11 protein-coding genes are annotated in these 12,744 nt (G+C 61.5%); 1 reads left to right on the top strand and 10 read right to left on the bottom strand.

Annotated elements, in window-relative coordinates; all coding sequences use genetic code 11:
• Positions 1-13 precede the first annotated feature (13 nt).
• Entirely contained in the window at positions 14-2,446 is a 2,433-nt protein-coding gene (gene ppsA, locus CNX70_RS13635) for a phosphoenolpyruvate synthase (protein ID WP_096238444.1), read from the bottom strand.
• Between the two features lie 152 nt (positions 2,447-2,598).
• Here ppsA and ppsR point away from each other — a divergent pair, with 152 nt between their 5' ends.
• Positions 2,599-3,447 (top strand): posphoenolpyruvate synthetase regulatory kinase/phosphorylase PpsR, encoded by an 849-nt coding sequence (gene ppsR, locus CNX70_RS13630; protein ID WP_096235121.1) that lies wholly within the window; start codon positions 2,599-2,601, stop codon positions 3,445-3,447.
• A gap of 112 nt (positions 3,448-3,559) precedes the next feature.
• Here ppsR and CNX70_RS13625 read toward each other — a convergent pair whose 3' ends face one another.
• The 9 genes from CNX70_RS13625 to bamA are packed head-to-tail and all read right to left on the bottom strand — an operon-like array spanning position 3,560 to position 12,678.
• Positions 3,560-4,762, bottom strand: a complete 1,203-nt coding sequence (locus tag CNX70_RS13625) for an aminotransferase class V-fold PLP-dependent enzyme (RefSeq protein ID WP_096235120.1) — start codon at positions 4,760-4,762, stop codon at positions 3,560-3,562.
• Positions 4,763-4,773: 11 nt separating this feature from the next.
• Complete coding sequence (locus tag CNX70_RS13620) at positions 4,774-5,559, bottom strand: TrmH family RNA methyltransferase (RefSeq protein ID WP_096235119.1); 786 nt, start codon at positions 5,557-5,559, stop codon at positions 4,774-4,776.
• The gene (rnhB, locus tag CNX70_RS13615) at positions 5,556-6,194 is read right to left on the bottom strand and encodes a ribonuclease HII (RefSeq protein WP_096235118.1); all 639 of its coding nucleotides are present in this window, start codon (positions 6,192-6,194) and stop codon (positions 5,556-5,558) included. Before rnhB ends, CNX70_RS13620 begins: the two co-directional genes overlap by 4 nt.
• Positions 6,195-6,238: 44 nt before the next feature.
• A complete protein-coding gene (lpxB, locus tag CNX70_RS13610) occupies positions 6,239-7,423 on the bottom strand; it encodes a lipid-A-disaccharide synthase (RefSeq protein WP_096238443.1) in 1,185 nt (394 codons plus the stop codon).
• Positions 7,407-8,198, bottom strand: a complete 792-nt coding sequence (gene lpxA, locus CNX70_RS13605; protein ID WP_096235117.1) for an acyl-ACP--UDP-N-acetylglucosamine O-acyltransferase — start codon at positions 8,196-8,198, stop codon at positions 7,407-7,409. The genes lpxB and lpxA overlap by 17 nt, the downstream gene beginning before the upstream one ends.
• A gap of 1 nt (position 8,199) precedes the next feature.
• Positions 8,200-8,694, bottom strand: coding sequence for a 3-hydroxyacyl-ACP dehydratase FabZ (gene fabZ / locus CNX70_RS13600; RefSeq protein ID WP_071077748.1), 495 nt, complete (start codon positions 8,692-8,694; stop codon positions 8,200-8,202).
• Complete coding sequence (gene lpxD, locus CNX70_RS13595) at positions 8,691-9,746, bottom strand: UDP-3-O-(3-hydroxymyristoyl)glucosamine N-acyltransferase (RefSeq protein WP_096235116.1); 1,056 nt, start codon at positions 9,744-9,746, stop codon at positions 8,691-8,693. Before lpxD ends, fabZ begins: the two co-directional genes overlap by 4 nt.
• A gap of 25 nt (positions 9,747-9,771) precedes the next feature.
• Complete coding sequence (locus tag CNX70_RS13590; RefSeq protein WP_071077751.1) at positions 9,772-10,290, bottom strand: OmpH/Skp family outer membrane protein; 519 nt, start codon at positions 10,288-10,290, stop codon at positions 9,772-9,774.
• Positions 10,291-10,341: 51 nt separating this feature from the next.
• Positions 10,342-12,678, bottom strand: coding sequence for an outer membrane protein assembly factor BamA (gene bamA, locus CNX70_RS13585; protein WP_096235115.1), 2,337 nt, complete (start codon positions 12,676-12,678; stop codon positions 10,342-10,344).
• Between the last annotated feature and the right edge of the window lie 66 nt (positions 12,679-12,744).

Below are 12,744 nucleotides of genomic sequence, written 5' to 3'. Positions count from 1 at the left end.
AGAGGGCAGACGCTTACGCTTTCAGCGCAGCGAGCTTTTGCCAGGTGTCGATCACCGAGTCGGGATTCAGGGACATCGATTCGATGCCCTGCTCCATCAGCCAGACGGCGAAGTCAGGGTGATCCGAAGGACCCTGGCCGCAGATGCCGATGTACTTGCCGCGCGCCAGGCAAGCCTTGATGGCCAGCGACAGCAGTGCTTTGACGGCTGGATCGCGTTCGTCGAAGTCGGCGGCCAGCAATTCCATGCCGGAATCGCGGTCCAGGCCCAGGGTCAGCTGGGTCAGGTCGTTCGAACCGATCGAGAAGCCGTCGAAATGGTCGAGGAACTGGTCGGCCAGAATGGCGTTCGATGGCACTTCGCACATCATGATGACGCGCAAGTCGTTCTCGCCGCGCTTCAAGCCATTTTTCGCCAGCAGGTCGATGACTTTCTCGGCCTGGCCCAGGGTGCGCACGAATGGCACCATGATTTCCACGTTCGTCAGGCCCATGTCATTGCGCACGCGCTTCATCGCTTCGCATTCCATGTTGAACGCTTCGGAGAAGTCGGCCGACAGGTAGCGCGCCGCGCCGCGGAAGCCCAGCATCGGGTTTTCCTCGTCCGGCTCGTAGCGCGAACCGCCGATCAGCTTCTTGTACTCGTTCGACTTGAAGTCGGACAGGCGCACGATGACTTTTTTCGGCCAGAACGCGGCGGCGATGGTGGCGATGCCTTCGGCCAGCTTGTCGATGTAAAACGCTTTCGGCGAAGCGTGGCCACGCGCCACCGATTCCACGGCCTTTTTCAGGTCGGCATCGATGTTCGGATATTCCAGGATCGCGCGCGGATGCACACCAATATTGTTATTGATGATGAATTCCAGGCGCGCCAGGCCCACGCCGGCATTCGGCACGGACTGGAAGTCGAACGCCAGCTGCGGATTGCCCACGTTGAGCATGATCTTGGTGTCGAGCTTCGGCAATTCGCCGCGCGACACTTCCGACACTTCCGTTTCCAGCAAGCCATCGTAGATCTTGCCTTCGTCGCCTTCGGAGCACACCACGGTGACAAAGGTGCCGTCTTTCAGCACGTCGGTGGCGTTACCGCAGCCGACGACGGCAGGCACACCGAGTTCACGCGCAATAATTGCTGCGTGGCAAGTACGGCCGCCACGGTTGGTGACGATGGCCGCTGCACGCTTCATGACCGGTTCCCAGTTCGGGTCCGTCATGTCGGCAACGAGGACGTCGCCTGGCTGCACGCGTTCCATGTCGGCCGGGTCGTGAATCACGCGCACAGGGCCGGCGCCGATCTTCTGGCCGATGGCGCGGCCCGACGTCAGCACGGTGCCGGTGCTTTTCAGCTTGAAGCGTTCCTGCACGTCGGTTGCCTTTTGCTGCGACTTGACGGTTTCAGGACGCGCTTGCAGGATGTACAGCTTGCCGTCGCGGCCATCCTTGCCCCACTCGATGTCCATCGGACGGCCGTAGTGGTTCTCGATGATGACGGCGTACTTTGCCAGCTCCACCACTTCGCTGTCGTTCAGCGAGTAGCGGTTGCGCATTTCGACGGGCACGTCGACGGTTTTCACGGAACGGCCAGCTTTCGCTTCGTTCGTAAATTCCATTTTCAGCAGTTTCGAGCCGATATTGCGGCGGATCACAGGCGACTTGCCTTTTTCCAGCATCGGTTTGTGCACATAGAATTCGTCGGGATTGACGGCGCCCTGCACCACGGTTTCGCCCAGGCCATAGCTGGAGGTGACGAAGACCACGTCCTTGAAGCCCGATTCCGTGTCGATGGTGAACATCACGCCAGCCGCGCCCAGATCGGAACGCACCATGCGCTGCACGCCGGCCGACAAGGCCACTTCCGCGTGCGTAAAGCCCTTGTGCACGCGATACGAGATGGCGCGGTCGTTGTACAGCGAGGCGAACACCTGTTTCATGGCGTCGAGCACGTTGTCGATGCCGACCACGTTCAGGAAGGTTTCTTGCTGACCAGCAAAAGACGCGTCCGGCAAGTCTTCCGCCGTGGCCGAGGAACGCACGGCAAACGACATTTCCGTGTCGGAATCGGCTACCAGCTTGGCGTAGAACTGGTCGATCTCCAAGGCCAGGCGAGGCTGGAATGGCGTTTCCACGATCCATTGACGGATCTCGGCACCGGCTTGCGCCAGCGAGCGCACGTCATCGATGTTCAGCCCTTCGAGGCGCTGGGCGATGCGTTCGGCCAGCGGCAAGCCGCCGTTGGCGCTATACGACAGGAAATCGCGGAATGCCTGCGCCGTGGTGGCAAAGCCACCGGGCACGCGCACGCCGGCTTCCGCCAGCTGGCTGATCATTTCGCCCAGGGAGGCGTTCTTGCCGCCGACGGATTCGACATCCGTCATGCGCAAATGCTCGAACGAGGCAACATACACCGCGTCCTTGTCTTCCTGCTGTTGCGATACTGCGTTGGTCATAATGACACCCTTACTGATGATAGAAATCTTTACGCGCGGTGCACGGACAGTCTTCTTGTTATTCTTGGCGTCGTGCAGCACAATCATTACCGTTGCAGCCATTTTACCTTGTGCGGCGCAAATTGACGACGCACAATCTTGATCGAAAACCCATGACACAAGATCCACGCCCCCCCCTGCCCTCCGCAGCCCGCACCGTCTTCTTCGTTTCCGACGGTACCGGCATCACCGCCGAGACCTTCGGCCACTCGGTGCTGACGCAGTTCGATCTGCGTTTCCGCCAGATCCGCCTGCCCTTCATCGATACCATGGACAAGGCCTACGAGGCGGCGCGCAAGATCAACGAAGCCTTCGTCAGCGATGGCCAGCGCCCGATCATTTTCTCCACCCTGGTGAAAAACGACCTGTCGGCCGTGATCCGCAAGTCCAGCGGCATGCACATGGACCTGATCCAGACCTTTGTCGCCCCGCTGGAGCAGGAACTGGGCGTGATGTCGACCCACACCATCGGGCGCTCGCACAATATCGTCGACAGCGAAGAATACAAAAATCGCATCGAGGCGATCAACTATTCGCTGGCGCACGACGATGGTCAGTCGCACAAGAACCTGTCCTCGGCCGATGTCATTCTGGTGGGTGTTTCGCGCTCTGGCAAGACCCCGACCAGCCTGTACCTGGCCATGCAATACGGTATCAAGGCGGCCAATTATCCGCTGATTCCCGACGATTTCGAGCGCGACAAGCTGCCTTCCGCCCTGCTGGAATTTAAGAATAAAATTTTCGGATTAAGCATTACGCCCGAACGTTTGTCGGAAATACGCAACGAAAGACGCGCTGGAAGCAAGTATGCGGCCATCGAAAATTGCCGTTACGAGGTCAACGAAGCGGAAAAAATGATGAAACGCGAAGGCATCCGCTGGCTCTCCTCGACCACCAAGTCGATCGAAGAGATCTCCACCACGATCCTGCAAGAGATCAAGCCGAACCGCCGCGAGTACTAGAACACCTGACCAAACCTGCTGCGCGTCGGTATAGGCGGCTTGCGATGCTCACCGTACTAGAAGTACGGTTGCGCTTCTCGGCCACCTCTCCCTTCCGCTCGCGACGGTTTTGTCAGGTGTTCGCCTCGCTGGACAGCACCGTCAGCGCGGCGACCAGTTGATCCAGTTCAGCGGTGGTGGTGGTGACGGCCACCGTGGCGCGCACGACGTCCATGTCGCCGATATTGCGCTGCACGGTAAATACGCCAAAACGCTGCAGCAAGGCTTGCTGCAGCGCGCGTGCGTCCATGCCATCGACGGCAAACGCCACCAGCGCCGTGCCGCGCTTTGCATCGAGCGGCGACAGCAGGCGTACGCCAGGCAGTTGCGCGGCGCGGCTGACCCAGTAATCCCTCAGCCAGGCCAGGCGTGCCGTCTTGGCTGGCGTGCCGCCCAGGCGTTCATGGAAATCGAGCGCGGCGGGCGCGGCCAGGATGGCGCCGATCGGCGGCATGCCCATGTGCAGACGACAGCGGATATCGTCCAGCGGATAATCGTCGTCGCCGAAATGCGGCTCGATCTTGTGCAGCTGCGCGGCGCGGATATACACAAAGCCCAGCCCCGGCGGAGCACCCAGCCATTTATGTAAATTAAAACCGGCAAAATCGACATCCATCGCCCGCACATCGAGCGGCACCTGCCCCAGGGCATGCGCACTATCGAGCACGACATCGATACCGTGTTCGCGCGCCAGCGCAATCAAGGCGCGCAGCGGCAACTGCTGGCCATTCGCCGGCGTCACCTGCGACAGCAGCAGCAGTTTCGGCCTGACGGCCTGGCGCATGGCTTGCGCGTAACGGGCGATGATCTCGTCATCGCTGATGGGCAAGCGCAATGTGACTTGGGTACTGGTGACGCCACGGCGCTGCGCCAGCCAGCGCATGGCCGTGCGCGTGGCCGGATAATCGAGATTACTCCACAACACCGTATCGCCGGGCGCCAGGCCATGGTATTGCGTGATCAGCACCTGCATGGACTCGGTGCCGCTGCGCGTCAGCAGGATTTCGTGCGGCTCGGCGTGGATCAGGGCGGCGACGCGCTGGCGCAGAATATCCACATGCGTGCGCGTAAACTCGCCGCGCACGAATGGACTCAGCTGTTCATTCGTGTAGCGCACGGCCTGCTCGAAGGCCGCTTGCACGGGCGCCGCCATGGCGCCAAAATAGCCGTGTTCAAGATTGACGATGGCGTCCGGCGGCGCGGGATACAACGCGGCGACCTGGCGCCACCAGGCCTCGTCACGTGCGGCACCGTCAGCAAGCACAGGGAAAGACATGGCGACCCTGTTCAGGCCTGGCCCTGGCGCAGCTGCTCGAAGAAGCAGACGGCGGCGCAGGCGGCCACGTTCAGCGATTCGATCTGGCCCAGGTGGGGAATGACCACCTGGTGCGTCGCCATCGACAGCAGGTCGTCGGCCACGCCCTGCCCTTCATGGCCGAACAGCCAGGCGACAGGCTGGCGCAGGTCGACGTCGTACAATCGCTGGGTGGCGTAGCCGCTGGTAGCGAGCGTCGCCACCTTCGCGCCAGCAACGAGCGCCGCCAGATCGACATTTTCAAAGACGTCGAGCACGAAGTGCGCGCCCATCGCCGCGCGCAGCACCTTTGGCGACCAGCAGAAGGCCGTGCCGGCGCTGCAGTACACCTGCGTGATGCCAGCAGCGGCCGCGCTGCGCAGGATGGAACCCACATTGCCCGGGTCCTGCAGGTTATCGAGCAGCACGGCCGACACGCTCAGAGGCTGCGTGACAGCACGTTCCGGCGTCTCGATGAGGAACATCACGCCCACGCCGTGTTCGACCTGACTGACAGCGTGATACAGCGCATCGGGCAAGCCCAGTACGTGCGCGCGCTGGCTTTCCAGCTGGCCGACGATCTCCATCACTTCCGGATTGCGCAAGGCGCTTTCGCTGACGATGCACTGCTCCGGCATGCCGCGCAGCTGCAGGTACGACTGGCACAGGTGCACGCCGTCGAGCAAGGTGCGGCCGGACTTGCGGCGCGCCTGCGAACTGCCCGCCAGTTTCAGCAGCTCCTTGTATTGCGCATTGTCGCGCGAGGTAATCGTCTTCATGCCACCACCTCCTGCGCGCCAAACAGGGCGATCACGTTGCGCACGGGCGCGAACGAACGGCGGTGCACGGGCGAGGCGCCGTGCAGGTGCAAGCGCTCCAGGTGCAGCTTGGTGCCATAGCCCTTGTGCTGGTCGAAGCAGTACTCGGGATAGGCCGCATGCAAGTGCACCAGGGCCGCGTCGCGCGCCGTCTTGGCCAGGATCGAGGCGGCGGAAATCGAATCGACCTTGTCATCGCCACCGATGATGGCCATGCCGCGTATCGGCATCACGGGGCAGCGGTTGCCGTCGATCAGGGCCAGGGTCGGCACGGTACTCAAGGCCTCGACGGCGCGGCGCATGGCCAGCATCGACGCCTGCAAAATGTTCAGGCGGTCGATCTCCTCTTCCGACGCTTCGGCGATGGCCCAGGCCAGGGCCTTGGCCTTGATTTGCGGCGCCAGCAAGTCGCGTTTGGCTTCAGTGAGCTTTTTCGAGTCGCGCAAGCCGTCGATCGGCTGGTTCGGGTCGAGGATCACGGCGGCGGCGAACACGGGGCCGGCCAGCGGACCGCGGCCTGCCTCGTCGACGCCGCAGATGATTTCATCGAGCGAGAATGGCAAGTCGTCAAACAGGCCGGGATAGATATTTTTCACGTTGAATCTTTGGTTGGTAATGCGCTTGAAGCGGTGAGCGGGAGTTACTTGCGGTTGGCGGCGATGACTTGCATGACGGCGTTGGCGCTCGCGCGCGCGCTGTCGCGCAGCAGGCTGTGGTGCATGTCCGTGAAGCGCTGCACCAGGCGCAAACGGCCCGGCACGTCGCTCAACTGCTGCCACATGGCCTCGGCCAAGGCCTCGGGGCTGGCCGCGTTTTGCAGCAGCTCGGGCACCAGGTAGTCGCGCGCCAGGATGTTTGGCAGCCCAATCCACGGCTGGTAGCCCATGTGGCGCATGATTTCCCACGAGGCGCGCATCATCTTGTAGGCGATGACCATGGGCTTCTTGTACAGCGCCACTTCCAGCGATGCCGTGCCAGATGCCACCAATACCGCATCGGCGGCGCAGATGGCCGTGTGCGAGCCGCCATCGGTGAGCAGTATCTCGACGTCCTGCAGGCCAGCTTCACGTACCAGCTGCAGGAAGTACTGGCGCTGCTTCTCGCCGGCCATGGGTGCGACGAAACGCAAGGAGCGGTCGCGCGCCAGCAGCAGCTTGCAGGCGGCCACGAACGCCACCGCATTGTATTTGAGTTCGCCCATGCGGCTGCCCGGCATCAGCGTCACCACATTCGCGTCATCCGGCAAGCCCAGGACGCGGCGCGCGGCCGCTTCGTCGGGCTGCAGGGGAATCATCTCGGCCAGCGGATGGCCGACATAGGTGACGGGCACGCCCGCCTTGCGATAGATCTCTTCCTCGAAGGGGAAGATCACCAGCATGTGCGAGACAGCCTTGATGATTTTCTTGATGCGTCCACCGCGCCAGGCCCAGATCTGCGGCCCGATGTAGTGCACGGTGGGGATGCCGCCTTCCTTCAGCTGCTGTTCCAGTCCCAGGTTGAAGCCGGGATAGTCGGCGCCGATGAAGACGGCGGGACGCTCCGCCAGCAGCTGATCGCGCAGCGCGTTCTGGATGCCCTTGATTTCACGGTAGCGGGGGATGATCTCGAACAGGCCGCGCACGGTCAGCTTGTCGAGCGGCCAGTCGGACACAAAACCCTGCTTGGCCATGTGCTCGCCGCCGATGCCGTGGAAGCGCGCGCCGGGCAGCTGCGGCACCAGGCCGGACAGCAGCCGGCTGGCCAGCAAGTCGCCCGACACCTCGCCGGCGACGATGGCGACATTGGCGACCGGCAGGCCGCTGGAATGGTCAGCGGACGATGCCACGCGACGCCACGCCAAGGAATTCGCGCATGGCGCGAATGTGCTGCGCCACCTCGGGCGACGAGGCCTGCTCTTCTTCGAACAGGGCTGCCTTGGATTCTTCCAGAGTCAGTCCGGAACGGTAGATGAGTTTATACGCGGCGCGGATGCCGTTGATCTGCTCGCGCGTAAAGCCGCGGCGTTTCAAGCCCTCGATATTCACGCCATGCGCCTGTGCCGGATTGCCATTCAACAGGACAAACGGCGGCACGTCCTGCGTCAGACTGGTGCTCATGCCGACAAAGGCGTGCGCGCCGATCTTGCAGAACTGGTGCACATTGGCGAAACCGCTCATGATGACCCAGTCGCCGATCTCCACGTGGCCCGCCAGTTGGGCATTGTTCGAGAAAATCGTGTTGTTGCCCACCAGGCAGTCGTGCGCCAGGTGCACATACGCCGAGATCCAGTTGTCATTGCCCAGGCGCGTCACGCCGCCACCTTGCACGGTGCCGGTATTAAATGTGCAGAACTCGCGGATGGTGTTGCGGTCGCCGATTTCCAGGCGCGTCGCCTCGCCCGCCCATTTTTTATCCTGCGGCTGCGCGCCGATGGAAGAAAACTGGAACAGATGGTTGTCGCTGCCGATCGTCGTGTGGCCGTCGATGACCACGTGCGGGCCAACTTTGGTGCCAGCACCGATGCGCACGTGCGGACCGATGATGGTGTACGGACCCACCTCGACCGAGCTGTCGAGCTCAGCCTTCGGATCGATGACTGCCGTAGAGTGGATGGCCGCCATATCACTGCCCCGCTGGCTGGCTCGCAGACTGGCTCGCATCCTGCGCGCTACGGATGGTGCACATCAATTCCGCTTCCAGCGCGACCTTGCCGTCGACCGAGCCGACTGCCTTGTATTTCCAGATGCCGCGCGAGACGCGCAGGATTTCCACATCCATCTTCAGCTGGTCGCCAGGTTCGACAGGACGTTTGAAGCGCGCATTGTCGATGCCGACAAAGTACACCACCGAATTTTCATCCGGTTTCACGCCCATCGACAGGAACGACAGCAAGGCCGCCGTTTGCGCCAGCGCTTCGATCATCAGCACGCCAGGCATAACCGGCTTGTGCGGGAAATGGCCCTGGAAGAACTCTTCGTTGACCGTCACGTTCTTGATGGCGGTGATGGTTTTGTTCGCTTCCCAGTCCAGCACGCGGTCAACCAGCAGCAGCGGATAGCGGTGCGGCAGCAGCGATTTGATGGCCAGGATGTCGAGGGTCTTTTTTTCAGTAGTCATTTTTCGTCTTGCGTGGTCAGTGTTTTAATTGTTTTTTCAAGCGTGCGGATCTTCTCGCGCATGCTTGACAGGTTGCGCACGATGGCGGCGCTCTTTTCCCAGTCGGCATTCTTGGCCAGCGGATAAAAACCCGTGTACTGGCCCGCTTCCGCGATCGAGCGCGAAACCATGCTGCCCGAGCCCACGTGGACGCGGTCGGCGATCGTCAAATGACCGAGCACCATGGCGGCGCCGCCAAAGGTGCAGTACTTGCCGATGACGGCGCTGCCGGCCACGCCGACGCAGCCGGCCATGGCCGTGTGCGCGCCGATATGGCAGTTGTGGCCGATCTGGATCTGGTTGTCGAGCTTGACGCCATCTTCGATGATGGTGTCGGCCAGTGCGCCACGGTCGATGGTGGTATTGGCGCCGATATCGACATCGTCACCGATCACCACCCTGCCCGTCTGCGGAATCTTGATGTACACGCCGCCTTCGTTGGCGAAGCCGAATCCGTCGGTGCCGATCACGGCACCGGAATGGATGATGCTGCGCTGGCCGATCACGCAGCGCGCGTGGAAGGTAACGTTGGCGAGCAATTGCGTGCCCGCGCCGATGACGGCGTCGCGCCCCACCACGCAGCCGGGGCCGATGACGCAGCCGGCACCGACGATGGCGCCGGCCTCGATCACCGCGTGCACGCCGACAGAGGCGCTGGCATCGACCTGCGCGCTGGCATCGACAAAGGCAGCCGGATGGATGCCGACTGGCGCCTTGATCTCGTGCAGGGCGGCGAAATACTGCGCCGCGCGCGCGAAATACACATAGGGATTCGGTGTGACGATGCGCGCGCCGGCGTACCCGGCACCGATCAGCGCAGCGTCGGCCGGCGTGAGTATCAGCGCCGCAGCGCCGCTCTGGGAAGCCTGCGCGCGAAATTTGCTATTGCTGAGAAAGCTGATGTGCGAAGCGCCGGCGTCGGCCAGCGGCGCGATCCCTGTGACTTCCAGGTTGGGATCGCCCGCCAATTGACCACCGAAGCGTTCGACCAAGTCTCCTAGTCGAGTGCCCATCGATAAGACCCTTAAAAAATTACTGTTACTTGTCCAGCGCCTTCAAGACCTTGTCGGTAATGTCGATGCGCGGGCTGGCCCACAGGGCTTCCTGCAGCACGATGTCATATCCTTCGATATGCGCCATCTGCTGGATGATGGTGTTGGCTTTTTCCGCGATGGCGCTGCGCTCTTCGTTCGTGCGCTGGCTCAGGTCTTCGCGAAATTCGCGCTGGCGGCGTTGCAGCTCCTTGTCCAGCTCGAAGAACTCGCGCTGGCGCTTGGCGCGCTCGGCCTCGCTCAGGGTGGGCATGTCCTTTTCCAGGGCTTCGTTAGCCACCTTGAAGCGGCTGCCCAGTTCCTGCACGGCTTTTTCGCGCGAGCGGAACTCTTCGGCCAGCTTGGCGCTGGCCGCCTTGGCCAGCCTCGATTCGTTATAAATACGTTCGCTGCTGATCCAGGCGATCTTCGACTCCTGAGCCTGCGCCTGCACCGGCAACAGCGAACTCCAGCACAATGCGATCACGGCAAGGGACTTGGGCAGGGTAGCGGATGCGGTGTTCATGATACTCCATGGTCAAAAGGTAAAAGCTGTCGCCCCGGTTCAGATGGCGGGTTAAAAACCGGTGCCCATCTGGAACTGGAAGCGCTCCAGGCGGTCCGTCGGCTTGGCATTCAGCGGTTTGGCATAGCTCAGCTTGAGCGGGCCCACCGGGGAAATCCAGCTGATGCCCAGGCCAGCAGAATAGCGCAATTGCGAGATCCGCATTTTTTCGCCTTCCTGGTAGACTTGGCCGCCGTCAAGGAAACCGAACCAGCGCAAGCTGCGGTCATTGCCCGAACCGGGGAATGGCATCTGCAGCTCGGCGTTACCGATCAGGCGCGAAGCGCCGCCCAGTGCATCGTTGGTGCTCGGTTCGACCGCGCCCAGCGAGGAACTCAGGTAGCCGCGCACCGAACCGATGCCGCCACCGTAGAAGTTCTTGAAGACCGGGTACACGTGATTGCCGATGCCGTGGCCGTAATCGAGCTCGCCTTTCAGCGCCAGGGTGACCTTGCTGAACAGCGGACGGAAATACTGGTGCTCATAGATGGCACGGAAGTACTTCTGGTCGCCGATCAGGTCAGCCTCCAGGTTGACGCGCTGGTAGCGGCCGATCGATGGTGTCAGTGCGCTGTCGCGGCTGTCGCGCTGCCATGCCGCCGTCAGCGGAATGGAATTGGTAGTAGCCGAACCGATACCGTCGGACGGGCCGCCATTGTCGATCACGTACTGCTTGAAGCGGACCGGGCTGGTGATGTCGGTTTCGATGCGCGAGCGCTCGGCGCCGATGCCGAAGAAGACGGTGTCGACTTCCGAGAACGGCACGCCGAAACTGACGCGGCCACCGGTTTGCTTGATCTTGTAGCTGCCGATGTTCAGCGCCGGCGGTTCCGTCGTGCGCAGGTAAACTTCAAAGCTGCGCGATATGCCATCGTCCGTAAAATACGGATTGGTTTGCGAAAACGCAATCGTGCGGCTGTAATGGCTGGTATTGAGTTCAATGCCGACCGTGTTGCCGCTACCGGCGAAGTTGGCCTGCGAAATCGATGCCGACAGGGTGAACTTCTCCGATTGCGAGAAGGCGCCGCCGATCAGGAAGTTACCCGTTGGTTTTTCCACCACAGTCACGTTGACGTCGACCTGGTCGGTCGTGCCCTGCGCTTCCGGCGTGTCGATGGTCACGTCCTTGAAGTAGCCGAGGCGGTCGACCCGGTCGCGCGACAGCTTGATCTTGTTGCTGTCGTACCAGGACGATTCGAACTGGCGGAATTCGCGGCGGATGACTTCATCGCGCGTGGTGGTGTTGCCGGCGATATTCATGTGGCGCACGTACACGCGCTTGCCCGGATCGATGAAGAAAGTAAAACCCACTTCATGCTTGTCGCGGTTGATTTCCGGATTGGCATTGACGTTGGCAAAGGCATAGCCGAACGTGGCCAGGCGGTCCTGGATGCGTTTATTCGTGGCCGTCAGGCGCGCGCCCGAGTAAATCTCGCCTTCGCGCATCAGGTTCAGGGCTTTCAGCTCTTCTTCGCGGCCGAACATCTCGCCTTCGAACTTGGTGCCGGCGATCTTGTACTTTTCACCTTCGGTGATATTGATCGTCAGGTAAATGTCTTTTTTATCGGGCGTGATCGACACTTGCGTGGAGTCGACCTGCATCTCGATATAGCCACGGTCCAGGTAGTAGGACTTCAGCGACTCGATGTCGCCCGTCAGCTTGGTCTTCGAATACTGGTCGGCCTTGGTGTACCAGCTGAACCAGCCACCCGTGTTCAGGGCCAGCTGTTCGCGCAGTTCCTTGTCCGTGAAAGCCTTGTTACCGACGATGTTGATCTGCTTGATGCGGGCCACGTCGCCCTCGTCGACGGCGAACACCACGTTGACGCGGTTGCGCTCGATCGGCGTGACGGTGGTGGTGATCTTCACGCCATACAGGCCATGCGACAGATACTGGCGCTTGAGCTCCTGCTCCGCGCGGTCGACGGATGCCTTGTCGAAAATTTTCGCTTCGCCGACGCCGATTTCCTTCAAGGCCTTGACCAGCACATCTTTTTCAAATTCCTTGGTGCCCGTGAATTCCACGGCAGCGATGGCCGGGCGCTCCTCGACCAGCACCACCAGCACGTCGCCATCGACTTCCAGGCGCACGTCCTTGAAAAAACCCGTCGCGTACAGGGCTTTGATGGCGGCGATACTCTTCTCGTCGGAGAACGTTTCGCCGACGCGCACCGGCAGGTAGCTGAAAACAGTACCCGCTTCAGTACGCTGGATCCCTTCGACCCGGATGTCCTTGACAGTAAATGGCTGGACGGCCAGCGCATGGCCGGCACAGAAGGCCATGACGGCGGCGCCGATCAGGCTGCGACGAAAGGAAGGCAAGGCAAAACGAGCAGAATGTAATTTCATTGGGGTTATTCAATGGGTAAATCAATGGACAACATACACAAAAGATTGCTTGTGCGACTCACGCAA

Origin of the sequence: Janthinobacterium svalbardense (assembly GCF_002327145.1) — a bacterium.
GTDB lineage: Bacteria > Pseudomonadota > Gammaproteobacteria > Burkholderiales > Burkholderiaceae_D > Janthinobacterium > Janthinobacterium tructae.
Note: the sequence above shows the minus strand (reverse complement) of the source record. Positions and strands in the feature narration are given on the sequence as shown.

Excerpts from the sequence above, each read along its gene's own strand:
- ppsA (WP_096238444.1), bottom strand. The coding sequence starts at position 2,446 with ATGACCAACGCAGTATCGCAACAGCAGGAAGACAAGGACGCGGTGTAT.
- bamA (WP_096235115.1), bottom strand. The coding sequence starts at position 12,678 with ATGAAATTACATTCTGCTCGTTTTGCCTTGCCTTCCTTTCGTCGCAGC.
- fabZ (WP_071077748.1), bottom strand. The coding sequence starts at position 8,694 with ATGACTACTGAAAAAAAGACCCTCGACATCCTGGCCATCAAATCGCTG.
- CNX70_RS13590 (WP_071077751.1), bottom strand. The coding sequence starts at position 10,290 with ATGAACACCGCATCCGCTACCCTGCCCAAGTCCCTTGCCGTGATCGCA.
- lpxA (WP_096235117.1), bottom strand. The coding sequence starts at position 8,198 with ATGGCGGCCATCCACTCTACGGCAGTCATCGATCCGAAGGCTGAGCTC.
- CNX70_RS13620 (WP_096235119.1), bottom strand. The coding sequence starts at position 5,559 with ATGAAGACGATTACCTCGCGCGACAATGCGCAATACAAGGAGCTGCTG.
- lpxD (WP_096235116.1), bottom strand. The coding sequence starts at position 9,746 with ATGGGCACTCGACTAGGAGACTTGGTCGAACGCTTCGGTGGTCAATTG.
- ppsR (WP_096235121.1), top strand. The coding sequence starts at position 2,599 with ATGACACAAGATCCACGCCCCCCCCTGCCCTCCGCAGCCCGCACCGTC.
- CNX70_RS13625 (WP_096235120.1), bottom strand. The coding sequence starts at position 4,762 with ATGTCTTTCCCTGTGCTTGCTGACGGTGCCGCACGTGACGAGGCCTGG.